Raw genomic sequence first — 16,241 nt, 5'->3', positions numbered from 1 at the left:
AAGTGGAAAGTCGATGTGTCGCTCTCACCATGGGCAGCGTATCCGGTCGCCTGTGGATCACAGCGGGCGCCCGCCCCACCAGAGCCCTGGTGACACAGGTCACAGAGACCGCTGAGCGGTGGGACATGGATCGGCCCTACCTCCTGTGTCACGCGTCCGACGGGATTTTCCCGTGACCTGGGCGTCTGCCTGTGCGGCGTCGAGGCGGTTCGACGACTTCGCCGATTGATCGGCAGAGGCACTCCGCGTGTGCGCTCCCGCCTCGGGGGGAGCACTCGGGTCGGCGGTCTGATCGCATCGTCTCGCGCATGCGTAACCGCCCGCCGGCACGCCGGCGGGCGGTTCACTCCACAGTTCAGCTCATCGACGGCTTGTCAGCCGTGCATGCCCTGCTTGCCGTGGTCGTGCTTGCCGTGGTCGTGCTTGCCGTACCCGCCATTGGGCTTGCCGTGGTCGTGCTTGCCGTACCCGCCGTAAGGCTTGCCGTGGTCGTGCTTGCCGTGGTCGTGCTTGCCGTACCCGCCATAGGGCTTGCCGTGGTCGTGGTTGCCGTGGTCGTGCTTGCCGTACCCGCCGTAAGGCTTGCCATGGTCGTGCTTGCCGTGGTCGTGCTTGCCGTACCCGCCGTAAGGCTTGCGGTGGTCGTGGTTGCCGTGGTCGTGGTTGCCGTACCCGCCGTAAGGCTTGCGGTGGTCGTGGTTGCCGTACCCGCCATAAGGCTTCCCAGGCTTGCCATACCGGCCGTAGGGCTTCCCAGGCTTGCCGTGGCCGGGTTTGCCGTACCCGCCTTCCTTGTCGTGCTTGACGTACCAGCCCGCACACCCACTCGAAGGTGAGCAGTTGTCGGGCCGGTTTTTGGAGATCTTGCTGCCGGACGACGAGTAGGCCTGTGCGACGGAAGGGATACCGGCCAGCCCCAGGGCCAAGCCCAGGGCCACAGTGACAGCCGATCCCTTCAAGGATGAGACTTTTTGCATGATTTCTCCTAAAAAATCTCTGCCGTACTGCGTGTATGCCTTGACGCGGACGGATCCATTCGTTCAAAGGGCTGACCCTTCACACTGCGGTCGTAACGTTCCGGTTGTCCGGTTCACGCTGGTGGCCCACCCGGATCCGCCGTCCATGGCCCCAGTGGCGCATTGCGACTTGACCGGCAGGGGCGCAGCGGCACAGCAGGCAGCGAAGCGGAGGGCATCGCTACCCATCCGGCCAGACTTACGTGGGCACGGCAGCGATCGAGGAGCACAGCGCCATCACCGACGCGATCGCGACCGGCGACCCCGATGCGGCAGCGGACGCCATGCGCCGGCACGCCGAGTCCCCCCGGGCCCGCCTGCGCCCCGCGTTCGACTGACGAGCGAAACGGACGGGACCGAGCGGTCGCCATTACCACGTCAGGTTTCTGCAGGCCCCGCACACATGCGATCCGCACGGCCTTCCGCCTTCAGGCCGTAATGTGTGGGCCCGGCCCACATCCGGTGAACAGGAAGGCGAGGCTGGCGATACATGCCCGAGCAGAGCGCGCTCGCTGTGGCGGAAGACGACCCCTTCGGCCTGCACAACCTCCCCTACGGCGTCTTCAGCACGGCTGACGAGCCCCAGCGACGCCGAATCGGCGTCCGTTACGGCCGACATGTCCTGGACGTGCACACGGCAGCGACCGCGCTCAGCTCGGAGTACGCCGACCTGCTGGCGCACCCCACGCTCAACCCGCTGATGGCCAAGGGCAGTTCGGTGTGGCAGGACGTACGCGAGCACATCGTCACCTGGCTCGGGTATCCGGCGATCGAGTCCTTCCTCCACCCGCTCGACGACGTCACCCTCCATCTGCCATTCGAGGTGGCCGACTACGTCGACTTCTACGCCAGCGAGCACCACGCCACCAACGTCGGCCGCATCTTCCGCCCCGACGGCGAGCCGCTCACCCCCAACTGGAAGCACCTGCCGATCGGTTACCACGGCCGGGCGGGCACCGTCGTCGTCTCCGGTACCCCCGTCCTACGGCCACGCGGGCAGCGCAAGGCACCCGCCGACGCCGCGCCCACCTTCGGTCCCTCACAGCGCCTGGACATCGAAGCCGAGGTCGGTTTCGTCGTCGGCACCCCGTCGGCGCTCGGCGAGGCGGTCCCGCAGTCCGCGTTCCGCGACCACGTCTTCGGGGTCTGCCTGCTCAACGACTGGTCCGCACGCGACATTCAGGCCTGGGAATACGTCCCGCTCGGCCCGTTCCTGGGGAAGTCCTTCGCCACCTCCGTCTCCGCTTGGATCACGCCGCTGGACGCACTCGACGCGGCCCGTACCGCGCCCCCGGCCCGCGACCACGCGCTCCTGCCGTACCTCGACGACTCCGGACTCGAGCCCGGCGGCCTGGACATCCGGATCACGGTGGCGATCAACGGCCACACCGTCTCCGAGCCGCCCTTCTCCACCATGTACTGGACAGCGGCCCAGCAGCTGGCCCATATGACCGTCAACGGCGCCTCGCTCCGCACCGGCGACCTGTTCGCCTCGGGCACGGTCAGTGGGCCGCGGGTGGAGCAGCGCGGCTGCCTGCTGGAACTCACGTGGGCCGGACGGGACCCCATCGAGCTGCCCGACGGCAAGCGGACGTTCCTCGAGGACGGTGACGAGGTCACCCTCACGGCCTGGGCTCCCGGGCCGGGTGGCGTCCCCGTCGGCCTCGGCGAGGTGGCGGGCCGGATCCTGCCGGCCAGGCGGTAGCCCACGACCCACGACCCCAGGCGACTTTCCCGCCCGCCCCCTGTTCACAGGGGCGGGCGGTCAGCTCAACGCGGCAGGTAAGAGCTGATCGGCTTCGGGAGCCGGATGGTGAGCAGCCTGGACGGGACGCCGCTGTCGATCAGTCGGCCCGCCGAGTCGCTCACCGATCCGACATCGAGGTCCGCATCGAGACGGTGCGCGCGTTGGTGTCGCTGGACGCGGTCGACGCCCTGGCGCAGGCGGCGGCCGACGCCTCGCGTGAAGTCCGCGTGGCCGTGGCCAAGGGCCTTGGCGCGACGGGCAGGGACCGGCGCGGCGCGCTGCCCGCGCTGGAGCGTCTGGTGCACGACACCGATCCGCTCGTACGGGCCGCGGCCTTCGAGGCCCACACCGTCACGGGCTGCCCGGCGCCGGCGGCGGCCGCGCTCGCGGTGTCTGCACTCGACGACCCGGCCTGGCAGGTCCGCACAGGTGCGGCCACCGCACTGGCGGCGGCACCACCCGATCTCGCGATCCCCGCCCTGGCCAAGGCACTCGCCGACCCCAACGCCGACGTCCGCAAGGCGACGGTCCTCGCCCTCCTCGCACACGGCGACCGCGAAGACGCCCGCGCCGTCCTGGCCACGGCAGCCGGCGACCGCGACGCGGACGTCCGGGCCTTCGCCGCTCGAGGGGCGTGACGCGGCGGCGCAAACCGCTGACGAGTCCATCCGGGTATGCGAAGGCCCACGCCCCAGGGCGCGGGCCTCCGGTATAACCCAGCTCCTCCTGGCTGATCAGGAGGTGCGTTCGTGCCAGGCGTCGAGAACGTTCCGGACCGCGCTGCTGACTCGCGCCTGATTGGCGCGGTCGGCCCACAGGTGGTCGTCGTGTTCGGTGAGCTTCACGTCATCGCCGGTCACATCGACGGTGAAGTTGAACTGCCTCGTCTTCTTACCGCTCTTGGACAGGTAGTCGAAGTGGTTGAGGTAGCCGCCGACCGCGGTGACGGTCAGCCCGGTCTCCTCTTCGACTTCGCGGCGGAGAGCGTCGAGCAGTGACTCGCCGTCGTTGACACCGCCGCTCGGGAGTTCCCACAGGCCGCCGAGGTAGTCATCGGCGGGGCGATGTAAGAGGAGCACCTTGTCGCCAGCGGCGACGACGGCGCCGACGACGGTCTTGGTGACGCCGTCGACTGCGGCAGCTTTGAGGAGGTCTTCGAGGAGATTGGTGTCGACCGAGGCGGTCACGTCATCACGTCCTTGGCGTGGGCAGCTACCTTGCTGATGGCCGTGGTGTAGGCGTCAGCGATGGCGATGTCCTGCTGGCGATGCCACACGGGGAGCTTCAGCGTCGTGGCGTGCACCTGGTGTGCGATGGGGAAGTCTCCTTCAGCGGGGCCCTGATGGTCAGCGTAGCCGGGTAGCAGGGACCCGGGGCGTTGGAACAGTGGATGCGTGTGGAGGGGACAGGTCGAGCCCGGGAGATCCGCCTCGACGTCTCCTTCCGCCTGTACGGCGTCCATGAACCGCTGCAACGGCAGCCTGCCGAGCGCGTCCTGGTCGTAGTGGAGGGGAAGCGCGTACCACGATGGTCCGGCTTCCGGAGCCACGTTCGGTACCTGGATGCCCGGGATGCCGTCCAGGGCGGTGAACATCCACTGTGCGATCTCCCGTCGGCCGGTGAGGTGGTCCTCCAGTCGCTCCAGTTGGGCGCGGGCGAGGGCCGCAGCGAGTGGGTGGATGCGGAGCTTCAGGCCCATGCCGGTGACCGCGAAGGGTGCAAGCTGGTGGTCGGCCGGGATCTCGCGGCGGCATCGCTTGTTGTACTGGCCGTGAAGCAGCGCCCGGTAGTACAGCTCGGTGTCGTCGGTGGCCATGAATCCACCCTCGCCGGCGGACAGGGGCTTGGGTCCGTTGAGGCTGAACGCAGATGCGGAGCCGAAGGATCCGACCCGCTGGCCCTTGTGCGTTCGGTCAGCAGGACGCGCGGCAGCTCAGGGGCGAGCGCCCGCATCCGGCGCAGCGCCAGCCGTGAAAAGCTCATCACCCGCACCCGCGGCGGCCGGCCCGGTTCCGGACGGTGGAGGCCGAAGAGCCGGAGCTGGCGGAAGAGCTCCTGCTCGACGCGGCCCGCCCAGCGAGTGGGGTGCTTGGTCTCGACGGCGATGCCGACCGGCCGGGGGGCGGAGGTGGCCAGCGCCAGCAGCTCGTCGAAGGCGAGAATGCGCGCGGGCTCGGCGCCGCCGCCCTTCCAGGAGCCGAAGTCCAGGCGGTCGAGCTCATCGAGGCTCATGGCGGAGACGGCGCCGCGCCCGTCGGACGTACGGTCCACGCGGCGGTCGTGGACGCACACCAGCCGGCCGTCGCCGGTCAGCCGTACATCGCACTCCAGCGCGTCGGCGCCGTCCGCGATGGCCTGCTCGTATGCGGCGAGGGTGTGCTCGGGGTGCTCGTAGGAGGCGCCGCGGTGGGCGATGACCTGGGTGACCCGGCCGGTGGGGACGGCCGGTGCGGGCAGTCGGCGCTGGGACTGGTCGAGATTCACCCGGACAATGTGCCATCCAGTGGTGAACGAACGGCCAACGCCCCCGGAATCCGTAGAAATGTGGCGAATGACATTCAGGGAAGGGGGAGCAGGGAGGTGTCCCTGCTCCCCCTTCGCCGGAGCGTCCTGGCTGCGGCTACCGCACGAACACGCCCGCCTGGCCGGCCAGATCCAGGAAGTACTGCGGTGCGACACCCAGGGCGAGGGTGACCGCGACCCCGACCGCGATCGCCGTCATCGTCAGCGGGCTCGGCACGGCGACCGAGGGCCCGCCGGGCTGCGGCTCGCTGAAGAACATCAGCACGATCACCCGGATGTAGAAGAACGCGGCGATCGCGGAGGAGATCACACCCACGACCACCAGCGCGCCCGCACCGCTCTCGGCGGCCGCCTTGAAGACCGCGAACTTACCGGAGAATCCGGAGGTCAGCGGAATGCCCGCGAAGGCCAGCAGGAACACCGCGAAGATGGCCGCGACCAGCGGCGAACGACGCCCGAGCCCGGCCCACTTGGACAGGTGGGTTGCCTCGCCGCCCGCGTCGCGCACCAGCGTCACCACGGCGAAGGCGCCGAGCGTCACGAAGGAGTACGCGGCCAGGTAGAACAGCACGGACGAAATGCCGTCCGGGCTGGCGGCGATGACACCGGCGAGGATGAAGCCGGCGTGCGCGATCGAGGAGTACGCCAGCAGCCGCTTCACATCGGTCTGGGTGACCGCGAGGATCGCGCCGATCACCATCGTGACGATCGCGACGCCCCACATCACCGGCCGCCAGTCCCAGCGCAGGCCGGGCAGCACGACGTACAGCAGCCGCAGCAACGCACCGAAGGCCGCGACCTTGGTGGCCGCCGCCATGAAGCCGGTGACCGGGGTCGGGGCGCCCTGGTAGACATCCGGCGTCCACATGTGGAACGGCACGGCGCCGACCTTGAACAGCAGGCCCACCAGCACCATCGCGCCGCCGATCAGCAGCAGGGCGTCATTGCCCATGGTCCCGGCGAGCGCCGGGTCCACCTGGCGGACCTGACCGGCGACGACTTCCGCGATCCCGGCGTACGAGACCGTGCCCGCGTAGCCGTACAGCAGCGCGACACCGAACAGCAGGAAGGCGGAGGAAAACGCGCCGAGCAGGAAGTACTTGACCGCTGCCTCCTGCGAGAGCAGGCGGTGGCGGCGGGCCAGCGCGCACAGCACATACAGCGGGAGGGAGAACACCTCCAGGGCGATGAACAGCGTCAGCAGGTCGTTGGCGGAGGGGAAGAGGAGCATCCCGCCGACCGCGAAGAGCAGGATCGGGAAGACCTCGGTGGTGGTGAACCCGGCCTTGACCGCGGCCTGTTCGCCCGCGCTGCCCGGTACGGCCGCGGGCTGCGCGGCGAAGGAGTCGACCCGCTTGCCGTGGGCGGCTGGGTCCAGCCGCCGCTCGGCGAAGGTGAAGACGGCGATCAGGGAGACCAGCAGGATCGTCCCCTGCAGGAACAGCGCCGGACCGTCGACGGCGACGGCCCCCATCGCCGCCACCCCCGCCTTGCCCGTCGCATAGCCGCCCGCCGCGAGCCCGATGACGGCCGCGAAGGCAGCCGCCAGCGCGACCAGGCTCAGCAGCAGCTGTGCGTAGTAGCGGCTGCGGCGCGGCAGGAAGGCCTCGATCAGGACGCCCAGGACGGCCGCGCCGATCACGATCAGCGTCGGCGCCAGCTGGCCGTACTCGATCTGCGGGGCCGGGATCTTGTCGATTGGCCCGGCTGCCGTTGTCCACAGGCTGTGGACAGCTGTCGCAGTGCTCACTTCGCGGCCTCCACCTCGGGCGTCGGGTCCTTCTTGTGCACGTCGGACAGGGTGTGCTGGACGGCCGGGTTGACGATCTGGGTCAGCGGCTGCGGATAGACGCCGAGGAACAGCAGCAGCGCGATGAGCGGGCCGACGACCACCAGCTCACGCAGCCGCAGGTCCGGCATCTTCCGTACGCCCTCCCGCACCGGCCCGGTCATCGTGCGCTGGTAGAGCACCAGTACGTACAGCGCCGCCAGCACAATGCCGAAGGTGGCGATGATGCCGAGTGCCGGGTAGCGGCTGAACGTACCGACCAGGACCAGGAATTCGCTGACGAACGGCGCGAGCCCCGGCAGCGACAGGGTGGCCAGACCGCCGATGAGGAAGGTGCCGGCCAGCACCGGGGCGACCTTCTGGACACCGCCGTAGTCGGCGATCAGGCGCGAGCCGCGGCGCGAGATCAGGAACCCGGCGACCAGCATCAGCGCCGCGGTCGAGATCCCGTGGTTGACCATGTAGAGGGTGGCGCCGCTCTGCCCCTGGCTGGTCATGGCGAAGATGCCCATGATGATGAAGCCGAAGTGCGAGATCGAGGCGTAGGCCACCAGCCGCTTGATGTCCCGCTGGCCGACCGCGAGGAGCGCGCCGTAGATGATGCTGATGACGGCGAGCACAAGGATCGCGGGGGTGGCCCAGTGGCTGGCCTCCGGGAACAGCCCGAGGCAGAAGCGGAGCATCGCGAAGGTGCCGACCTTGTCGACCACCGCGGTGATCAGGACGGCGACCGGGGCGGTCGACTCCCCCATGGCGTTGGGCAGCCAGGTGTGCAGCGGCCACAGCGGCGCCTTCACGGCGAAGGCGAAGAAGAAGCCGAGGAAGAGCAGCCGCTCGGTGGTGGTCGCCATCTGCAGCTCGCCGCTGGCCCGGGCCCGGACGATCTCCTGGAGGGAGAAGGTACCGGCGCCCAGCTGGTGGGCGGTGACGGCGAAGAGCCCGATGACCGCGGCGAGCATGATCAGGCCGCCTGCGAGGTTGTAGAGCAGGAACTTCACCGCCGCGTACGACCGCTGCTTGGCCGCGTCGTCCTCGCCGCCGGCGTGTGCCCGGTCCCCGAAGCCGCCGATGAGGAAGTACATCGGGATCAGCATGGCTTCGAAGAAGATGTAGAAGAGGAAGACGTCGGTGGCCTCGAAGGAGAGGATCACCATCGCCTCGACCATCAGGATCAGCGCGAAGAAGCCCTGGGTCGGCCGCCACCGGCGGTTCGGGTTCTTCTCTTCCAGCGGATCGGCGTCGTGCCAGCCCGCCAGGATCACAAACGGGATGAGGACGGCGGTCAGCGCGATGAGCGCAACGGCGATGCCGTCCACTCCCAGCTCGTACCGCACGCCGAAGTCCTTGATCCAGGCGTGGGATTCGGTCAGCTGGTACCGCGCGCCGCCGGGCTTGAAGCGGACCAGGACGGCCGCCGCCAGCAGCAGCGTGGCAAGGGAGAACAACAGCGCCAGCCACTTGGCGGCGGCCCGCCGCGCGGCCGGTACCGCAGCGGTGGCCACCGCGCCGAGAGCGGGCACCGCGGCCGTGAGCGTCAACAGGGGAAATACCGTTTGGGACATGGCGATCAGACCGCCCTCATCAGCAGGGTCGCGGCGATGAGCACCGCCGTACCGCCCAACATCGAGACCGCGTAGGAGCGGGCGAAACCGTTCTGGATCCGGCGCATCCGGCCGGACAGCCCGCCGACCGAGGCCGCGGTGCCGTTGACCACTCCGTCGACGACCGAGTGGTCGAGGTAGACCAGGCCGCGGGTGAGGTACTCGCCGGGCTTGACGAACACGGCGTGGTTGAAGTCGTCCTGGAGCAGATCGCGGCGCGCGGCCCGGGTGAGCAGCGAGCCACGGGGCGCCACGACGGGGACCGGCCGGCGTCCGTACTGCGCCCAGGCGAGTCCGGCGCCGATGACGAGGACGGCCATCGTGGCGAGGGTGACGGTCAGTGCGCTGACAGGCGGATGCCCGTGCGCATGGCCCGTGACCGGGTCCAGCCAGTGCAGGAACGCGTCGTTCAGGCTGAACAGCCCGCCCGCGAAGACCGACCCGAAGGCCAGCAGGATCATCGGAATCGTCATCGACTTCGGAGACTCGTGCGGGTGCGGCAGTTCCCCGGGGTGCACCTCGATGCCCGGCTCGACGCTGGGCGCCGTGTCGGGGTCCGGGGCCGGCTGCCACCGCTTCTCGCCGAAGAAGGTCAGCAGCATCACGCGGGTCATGTAGAACGCGGTGATGGCCGCGCCCAGCAGTGCCGCGCCGCCGAGGATCCAGCCCTCCGTACCGCCCTTGGCGAAGGCCGCCTCGATGATCTTGTCCTTGGACCAGAAGCCGGACAGGCCCGGGAAGCCGATGATCGCCAGATAGCCGAGGCCGAAGGTGACGAAGGTGACCGGCATGTACTTCCTCAAGGCCCCGTACTTGCGCATGTCGACCTCGTCGTTCATGGCGTGCATGACCGATCCGGCACCGAGGAACAGCCCGGCCTTGAAGAAGCCGTGGGTGACCAGGTGCATGATCGCGAAGACATAGCCGATGGGCCCGAGGCCGGCGGCGAGGACCATGTAGCCGATCTGCGACATGGTCGACCCGGCCAGGGCCTTCTTGATGTCGTCCTTCGCGCAACCGACGATCGCACCGAAGAGCAGCGTGACCGCGCCGACGGCCACGACCGCCGTCTGGGCCTGAGGCGCAGCGTTGAAGATCGCACCGGACCTGGTGATCAGGTACACGCCGGCGGTCACCATGGTGGCGGCGTGGATGAGGGCCGAGACCGGGGTCGGGCCCTCCATCGCGTCACCGAGCCAGGACTGCAGCGGCACCTGGGCCGACTTGCCGCACGCGGCGAGCAGCAGCATCAGGCCGATCGCGGTGAGCGTGCCCTCGCCGGTCTTGTGGACCGAGGCCAGCACCGGCTCGAAGGCGAACGTCCCGAAGGTCGTGAACATCAGCATGATCGCGATCGACAGACCCATGTCGCCGACGCGGTTGACGATGAACGCCTTCTTCGCCGCCGTGGCCGCCGACGGCTTGTGCTGCCAGAAGCCGATCAGCAGGTACGACGCCAGGCCGACGCCCTCCCACCCGACGTACAGCAGCAGGTAGTTGTCGGCGAGGACGAGCAGCAGCATCGCCGCGAGAAAGAGGTTGAGATAGCCGAAGAAGCGGCGGCGCCGCTCGTCGTGCTCCATATAGCCGATCGAGTAGATGTGGATCAGCGTGCCCACACCGGTGATCAGCAGGACGAAGGTCATGGACAGCTGGTCCAGTTGGAAGGCCACGTCCGCGTGGAAGCTTCCGACGGAAAACCAGCTGTACAGGTGCTGGTGGATGGCGCGGTGTTCGCCGTCGCGGCCGAGCATGTCGGTGAAGAGCACCGCTCCGACCACGAACGAGGCCGCCGCGAGCGCGCAGCCGATCCAGTGGCCCGTACGGTCGAGCCACCTGCCGCCGCACAGCAGCACCGCAGCGCCGAGAAGCGGCGCCGCGACGAGCAATCCGATGAGGTTCTCCACTGTTTGCGACCCCTTACAGCTTCATCAGGCTGGCGTCGTCGACCGAGGCCGAGTGGCGGGTACGGAAAATCGTCACGATGATCGCCAGGCCGACCACGACCTCGGCGGCGGCGACGACCATCGTGAAGAAGGCGATGATCTGGCCGTCGAGGTTGCCGTGCATGCGCGAGAAGGTGACGAACGCGAGGTTGCAGGCGTTCAGCATCAGCTCGATGCACATGAACACGACGATCGCGTTGCGCCGGATCAGCACGCCCGCCGCGCCGATGCTGAACAGCAGGGCCGCGAGATAGAGGTAGTTGACCGGATTCACTTCGAGGCCTCCTCGCTCCGCTCGAGCCGGTGCTCGGCGCGCTGCTCCAGCGCGGCCAGATCGGCGAGCGCCTCCTGGGAGACATCCCGGACCTGACCGCGGGCGCGCAGCGTCTGGCTGACGGTGAGCTCGGACGGTGTGCCGTCGGGCAGCAGGCCGGGGATGTCCACGGCATTGTGCCGGGCGTACACGCCGGGCGCCGGCAGCGGCGGGATGTGCTTGCCGTTGCGGATCCGGGCCACGGACTGCTCGCGCTGGGTCGCGGCGCGCTCGGTGCGCTCGCGGTGGGTGAGCACCATCGCGCCGATGGCAGCCGTGATCAGCAGCGCGCCGGTGATCTCGAAGGCGAACACGTACTTGGTGAAGATCAGCGCGGCCAGGCCCTCGACGTTTCCGCCGGCGTTGGCCTGGCCCAGACCGTTGAAGGTCTTCAGGGAGGCGTTGCCGATCCCGGCGATCAGCAGGATGCCGAAGCCGAGGCCGCAGGCCGCCGCCAGCCAGCGCTGGCCCTTCAGGGTCTCCTTGAGCGAGTCGGCGGCGGTGACGCCGACCAGCATGACCACGAACAGGAACAGCATCATGATCGCGCCGGTGTAGACGACGATCTGCACGATGCCGAGGAAGTACGCGCCGTTGGCGAGATAGAAGACCGCCAGGACGATCATGGTCCCGGCCAGGCAGAGCGCGCTGTGCACGGCCTTCTTCATCAGGACCGTGCCGAGTGCGCCCAGGACGGCGACGACACCGAGGAGCCAGAACTGTACGGCCTCCCCGGTGGAGGCCGCTGCGGCGATGGTGCTCATGCCTCCTCCCCCGTCCCGGCCGGCCGGGTGCCGCCGGGGGTCGTGACCGTCCCGTCGGCCCCGGCCGGAGGCCGCTCGGAGTCGGGCACTTCGCCCTTGGAGACCGCGACCTGGCGTTCCGTACCGGGTGCGGCCTCGGTGACCAGGCCGCGGTAGTAGTCCTTCTCGGTCATCCCGGGGAAGATCGCGTGCGGGGTGTCGACCATGCCCTCCTCCAGGCCGGCGAGCAGCTCCTCCTTGGTGTAGATGAGCGACTCGCGGGTCCGGTCGGCGAGTTCGTAGTCGTTCGTCATCGTCAGCGCCCGGGTCGGGCACGCCTCGACGCACAGACCGCACAGGATGCAGCGCAGATAGTTGATCTGGTAGACGCGGCCGTAGCGCTCACCCGGCGAGTAGCGCTCCTCGTCGGTGTTGTCCGCGCCCTCCACATAGATGGCGTCAGCCGGGCAGGCCCAGGCGCACAGCTCGCAGCCGATGCACTTCTCCAGCCCGTCCGGGTGCCGGTTGAGCTGGTGCCGGCCGTGGAAGCGAGGCGCGGTCGGCTTCTTGTACTCGGGGTACTGCTCGGTCAGCCGCTTCTTGAACATGCCCTTGAAGGTCACGCCGAAGCCGGCTACGGGGTTCTGGAAGTCAGGCACCGTCGGCCTCCTTACCGTCTTCGGTGGTCTCCGCCGGACCGTGACCGACCAGCTGGCGCTCACCGCGCGAGCGGCGCCTCGGTACGGGCGGCAGGGTCTGTCCGGGCAGCGGCGGTACGGGGAAGCCGCCGGCCATGGGGTCGAACTCGGGCGGTGGACCGCCCTCGGCCTCCGCCTTGTGCTCCTCCCGCGCCCGGAACACGTCGATGAGGAAGGACAGCAGCAGGATCGCGAGCACCCCGCCGCCGACGTACAGCGCGATGTCCTGGAACTGGTAGTTCTCGTTGCGCAGCGCCCGGACGGTGGCGACCAGCATCAGCCAGGTCACCGAGACCGGGATGAGCACCTTCCAGCCGAGCTTCATCAGCTGGTCGTAGCGCACCCGCGGGAGCGTGCCGCGCAGCCAGATGAAGAAGAACAGCAGCAGCTGGACCTTGATGACGAACCAGAGCATCGGCCACCAGCCGTGGTTCGCACCCGGCCAGAACGCGCTGATCGGGTACGGAGCCCGCCAGCCGCCGAGGAACAGGGTCGCGGCGACCGCCGAGACCGTCACCATGTTCACGTATTCGGCGAGCATGAACATCGCGAACTTGATCGACGAGTACTCGGTGTTGAAGCCGCCGACCAGGTCGCCCTCGGACTCCGGCATGTCGAACGGCGCCCGGTTGGTCTCGCCCACCATCGTCGCGATGTAGAGCAGGAAGGACACCGGCAGCAGGATCACGAACCAGCGGTCGTGCTGGGCCTCGACGATCGTCGAGGTCGACATCGACCCGGAGTAGAGGAAGACCGACGCGAAGGCGGCGCCCATCGCGATCTCGTAGGAGATCATCTGCGCGCAGGAGCGCAGGCCGCCGAGCAGCGGGTACGTCGAGCCGGACGACCAGCCGGCCAGCACGATGCCGTAGATGCCGACCGAGGCGACCGCGAGGATGTACAGGACCGCGATCGGCAGATCGGTCAGCTGCATCGTCGTCCGGTGTCCGAAGATCGAGACCTCGTTGCCGGCCGGGCCGAACGGGATCACCGCGACGGCCATGAAGGCGGGGATGGCGGCGACGATCGGCGCGAGGACGTAGACGACCTTGTCGGCGCGCTTGACGACGATGTCTTCCTTCAGCATCAGCTTGATGCCGTCGGCGAGGGACTGCAGCATGCCCCAGGGGCCGTGCCGGTTGGGGCCGATGCGCAGCTGCATCCACGCGACGACCTTGCGCTCCCAGACGATCGAGAACAGCACGGTCAGCATCAGGAAGGCGAAGCAGAAGACCGCCTTGATCACGACCAGCCACCACGGGTCCCGTCCGAACATGGACAGGTCACCGGCCGCGAGGTACTGGCTGAGGGCCGAACCTGCGCTCGGCGTCGAGAATGCGCTCACGATCGCACCTCCGGTCCCTTGGTGTCGGCGTCCGCGTCATCTCCGGCGCCGCTGTCGGCCCCGAGCCGGACCAGCTCACCGGGGTGCGCACCGGTATCGGCCGTGACCCCGCCCCCGACGGAGTTCAGGGGCAGCCACACCACCCGGTCGGGCATCGCGGTGATCTGCAGCGGGAGTTGGACGGACCCGGCCGGGCCGGTGACCTGCACCAGCGCCCCGTCGGCGAGCCCGGCCTCCTCGGCCGTGGCGGCGGAGAGCCGGGCGACGGGCGCGTGGCGCGTACCGGCCAGGGCCTCGTCGCCCTCCTGCAGCCGGCCCTGGTCGAGCAGCAGCCGGTGGCCCGCGAGGATGGCCTCGCCCGCGCCCGGGCGGGGCAGCGGCTGCGACGACTCGGCGGGGTCGGCGGCATACGGGCCGCCCCAGATGCCCAGCCGCTCGATCTCGCGGCGGGTCGTTCGTACGTCCGGCAGGCCCAGGTCCACACCGAGCGCGTCGGCCAGCATGGTGAGCACCCGGCCGTCCGCCGGCACACTGCGCCGGCTCATCTGGTCGGGCTTGAGCGCGGCCTCGAACGGCCGGGCGCGGCCTTCCCAGTTGAGGAAGGTGCCCGCCTTCTCGGCGACCGCGGCGACCGGCAGGACGACATCCGCCCGCGCGGTCACCTCGCTCGGCCGCTGCTCCAGGCTCACCAGGAAGCCCACCGCGTCCAGGGCCTCGGCCGCCCGCGCCGGGTCGGGCAGGTCCGCGACCTCGACCCCGGCGACAAGCAGCGCGCTGAGCTCCCCGGTGGCGGCGGCCTCGATGATCTGGCCGGTGTCGCGGCCGTGCCGGAGCGGCAGTACGGACACGCCCCAGGCGGCGGCGACCTGCTCGCCGGCGCGCGGGTCGGTGGCGGGACGGCCGCCGGGCAGCAGCCCGGGCAGGGCGCCCGCCTCGATGGCGCCGCGCTCGCCCGCCCGGCGCGGAATCCACACCAGCTGCGCGCCGGTGGCGGTGGCGGCCCGTGCGGCGGAGGTCAGCCCGCCGGGGACGGCGGCCAGCCGCTCTCCGACGATGATCACGGCGCCCTCGGTACGCAGGGCCTCCGCGGCCGCCAGACCGTCGCCGTCCAGGCCGGTGTTGCTCGCCAGCGCGTTCAGCCACTCGGGCTCGGTGCCGGGCGCGGCGGGCAGCAGCGTGCCGCCGGCCTTGGTCAGTCCGCGGGTGGCGTGCGTGGCGATGGCGAAGGTGCGCTGGCCGTGCTTGCGGTGGGCCTTGCGCAGGCGGAGGAAGACGCCGGGCGACTCCTCCTCGGACTCGAAGCCGACCAGCAGCACCGCCGGCGCCTTCTCCAGCGCGCTGTAGGTAACCCCACTGCCATCCAGATCCCGGCCCCGGCCGGCGATGTGGGCGGCGAGGAAGTCGGCCTCCTCGGCGCTGTGCACGCGGGCGCGGAAGTCGATGTCGTTGGTCTCCAGGGCGACCCGGGCGAACTTGGCGTACGCGTACGCGTCCTCGACCGTCAGCCGCCCGCCGGTCAGTACGCCGGTACGGCCCTTCGCCGTCGCCAGCCCCCTGGCCGCGGCCTCAAGCGCCTCGGGCCAGCTCGCCGGCTCCAGCTCACCGGACTCCGCGCTGCGTACCAGCGGGCTGGTGAGCCGGTCCGGCAACTGGGCGTAGCGGAAGCCGAAGCGGCCCTTGTCGCAGATCCACTCCTCGTTGACCTCGGGGTCATCGGCCGCCAGGCGCCGCATCACCTTGCCGCGCCGGTGGTCCGTACGGGTCGCGCAGCCGCCCGCGCAGTGCTCGCAGACGCTCGGCGAGGACACCAGGTCGAACGGGCGGGCGCGGAACCGGTACGCGGCAGAGGTGAGCGCGCCCACGGGGCAGATCTGGATGGTGTTGCCGGAGAAGTACGACTCGAACGGGTCGCCCTCGCCGGTGCCGACCTGCTCCAGCGCGCCCCGCTCGAGCAGCTCGATCATGGGGTCGCCCGCGATCTGGTTGGAGAAGCGGGTGCAGCGCGCGCACAGCACGCAGCGCTCGCGGTCCAGCAGCACCTGGGTGGAGATCGGGACGGGCTTGGCGTACGTCCGCTTCTTTCCTTCGAAGCGGGAGTCGGCCTGCCCGGCGCTCATGGCCTGGTTCTGCAGCGGGCACTCGCCGCCCTTGTCGCAGACCGGGCAGTCGAGCGGGTGGTTGATCAGCAGCAGCTCCATCACACCGCGCTGGGCCTTTTCGGCGACCGGCGAGGTGAGTTGAGTCTTCACCACCATCCCGTCCGTACAGGTGATCGTGCAGGACGCCATGGGCTTGCGCTGGCCCTCGACCTCGACGATGCACTGGCGGCAGGCGCCGACCGGGTCCAGCAGCGGGTGGTCGCAGAAGCGCGGGATCTCGATGCCGAGCAGCTCGGCGGCCCGGATCACCAGCGTCCCCTTGGGCACGCTGATCTCGATGCCGTCGATGGTGACGGACACCAGATCCTCGGGCGGTACGGCCGCTCCGCCTCCGGTGGGAGCGTTCGTGGTGACAGTCATG

At 69.7% G+C, this 16,241-nt stretch carries 13 protein-coding genes and 2 pseudogenes; 3 read left to right on the top strand and 12 right to left on the bottom strand.

The features are described 5' to 3' along the window. Nucleotides 1–374: 374 nt before the first annotated feature. On the bottom strand, nt 375–977 hold the full coding sequence (locus ACY34J_RS17785; protein WP_462727418.1) for a hypothetical protein: 603 nt from the start codon (nt 975–977) through the stop codon (nt 375–377). Between the two features lie 242 nt (nt 978–1,219). Between ACY34J_RS17785 and ACY34J_RS17780 the strand changes: the two genes are divergently transcribed. The 3 genes from ACY34J_RS17780 (at nt 1,220) to ACY34J_RS17770 (ending at nt 3,401) form a co-directional block, all read left to right on the top strand. After that, nucleotides 1,220–1,354, top strand: a complete 135-nt coding sequence (locus ACY34J_RS17780) for an FCD domain-containing protein (RefSeq protein ID WP_462727419.1) — start codon at nt 1,220–1,222, stop codon at nt 1,352–1,354. Between the two features lie 152 nt (nt 1,355–1,506). Then, nucleotides 1,507–2,721, top strand: coding sequence for a fumarylacetoacetase (fahA, locus tag ACY34J_RS17775; RefSeq protein WP_462727420.1), 1,215 nt, complete (start codon nt 1,507–1,509; stop codon nt 2,719–2,721). After that, nucleotides 2,646–3,401 carry a HEAT repeat domain-containing protein gene (locus ACY34J_RS17770; RefSeq protein ID WP_462761964.1) on the top strand — a complete coding sequence of 252 codons (756 nt, stop codon included), beginning with the start codon at nt 2,646–2,648 and terminating at the stop codon, nt 3,399–3,401. The genes fahA and ACY34J_RS17770 overlap by 76 nt, the downstream gene beginning before the upstream one ends. 96 nt (nt 3,402–3,497) lie before the next feature. Here the strand turns inward: ACY34J_RS17770 and ACY34J_RS17765 are convergent, their stop codons facing one another. The 11 genes and pseudogenes from ACY34J_RS17765 to ACY34J_RS17715 all read right to left on the bottom strand — a co-directional run bounded on the left by ACY34J_RS17765 (nt 3,498) and on the right by ACY34J_RS17715 (nt 16,240). Next, nucleotides 3,498–3,950: an NUDIX hydrolase gene (locus ACY34J_RS17765; protein ID WP_462727421.1), complete on the bottom strand. Its 453-nt coding sequence runs from the start codon at nt 3,948–3,950 to the stop codon at nt 3,498–3,500. After that, nucleotides 3,947–4,615 (bottom strand): annotated as a pseudogene (locus ACY34J_RS17760) (DegT/DnrJ/EryC1/StrS family aminotransferase); the annotation flags it as partial. The pseudogene ACY34J_RS17760 and the gene ACY34J_RS17765, both read right to left, overlap by 4 nt. Before the next feature lie 17 nt (nt 4,616–4,632). Continuing rightward, a pseudogene (locus tag ACY34J_RS17755) lies at nt 4,633–5,247 on the bottom strand (glycerophosphodiester phosphodiesterase family protein); the annotation flags it as partial. A 136-nt stretch (nt 5,248–5,383) separates the two neighbouring features. Then, entirely contained in the window at nt 5,384–7,036 is a 1,653-nt protein-coding gene (gene nuoN / locus ACY34J_RS17750; protein WP_462727422.1) for an NADH-quinone oxidoreductase subunit NuoN, read from the bottom strand. After that, nucleotides 7,033–8,637: an NADH-quinone oxidoreductase subunit M gene (locus ACY34J_RS17745; RefSeq protein ID WP_462727423.1), complete on the bottom strand. Its 1,605-nt coding sequence runs from the start codon at nt 8,635–8,637 to the stop codon at nt 7,033–7,035. Before ACY34J_RS17745 ends, nuoN begins: the two co-directional genes overlap by 4 nt. A 5-nt stretch (nt 8,638–8,642) precedes the next feature. After that, nucleotides 8,643–10,583: an NADH-quinone oxidoreductase subunit L gene (gene nuoL / locus ACY34J_RS17740; protein ID WP_462727424.1), complete on the bottom strand. Its 1,941-nt coding sequence runs from the start codon at nt 10,581–10,583 to the stop codon at nt 8,643–8,645. Between the two features lie 13 nt (nt 10,584–10,596). Next, entirely contained in the window at nt 10,597–10,896 is a 300-nt protein-coding gene (gene nuoK, locus ACY34J_RS17735) for an NADH-quinone oxidoreductase subunit NuoK (RefSeq protein ID WP_355896636.1), read from the bottom strand. Continuing rightward, nucleotides 10,893–11,699 carry an NADH-quinone oxidoreductase subunit J gene (locus ACY34J_RS17730; RefSeq protein ID WP_462727425.1) on the bottom strand — a complete coding sequence of 269 codons (807 nt, stop codon included), beginning with the start codon at nt 11,697–11,699 and terminating at the stop codon, nt 10,893–10,895. The genes nuoK and ACY34J_RS17730 overlap by 4 nt, the downstream gene beginning before the upstream one ends. Then, complete coding sequence (gene nuoI, locus ACY34J_RS17725; RefSeq protein ID WP_462727426.1) at nt 11,696–12,337, bottom strand: NADH-quinone oxidoreductase subunit NuoI; 642 nt, start codon at nt 12,335–12,337, stop codon at nt 11,696–11,698. Before nuoI ends, ACY34J_RS17730 begins: the two co-directional genes overlap by 4 nt. After that, complete coding sequence (gene nuoH / locus ACY34J_RS17720; RefSeq protein ID WP_462727491.1) at nt 12,330–13,652, bottom strand: NADH-quinone oxidoreductase subunit NuoH; 1,323 nt, start codon at nt 13,650–13,652, stop codon at nt 12,330–12,332. Before nuoH ends, nuoI begins: the two co-directional genes overlap by 8 nt. Nucleotides 13,653–13,717: 65 nt before the next feature. Continuing rightward, nucleotides 13,718–16,240, bottom strand: coding sequence for an NADH-quinone oxidoreductase subunit G (locus ACY34J_RS17715; protein ID WP_462727427.1), 2,523 nt, complete (start codon nt 16,238–16,240; stop codon nt 13,718–13,720). Between the last annotated feature and the right edge of the window lies 1 nt (nt 16,241).

This window comes from Streptomyces sp. HSS9-12 (genome assembly GCF_054963655.1).
The sequence above is the reverse complement of the archived record's forward strand: the minus strand, read 5'-3'. Positions and strand labels throughout refer to the sequence as shown.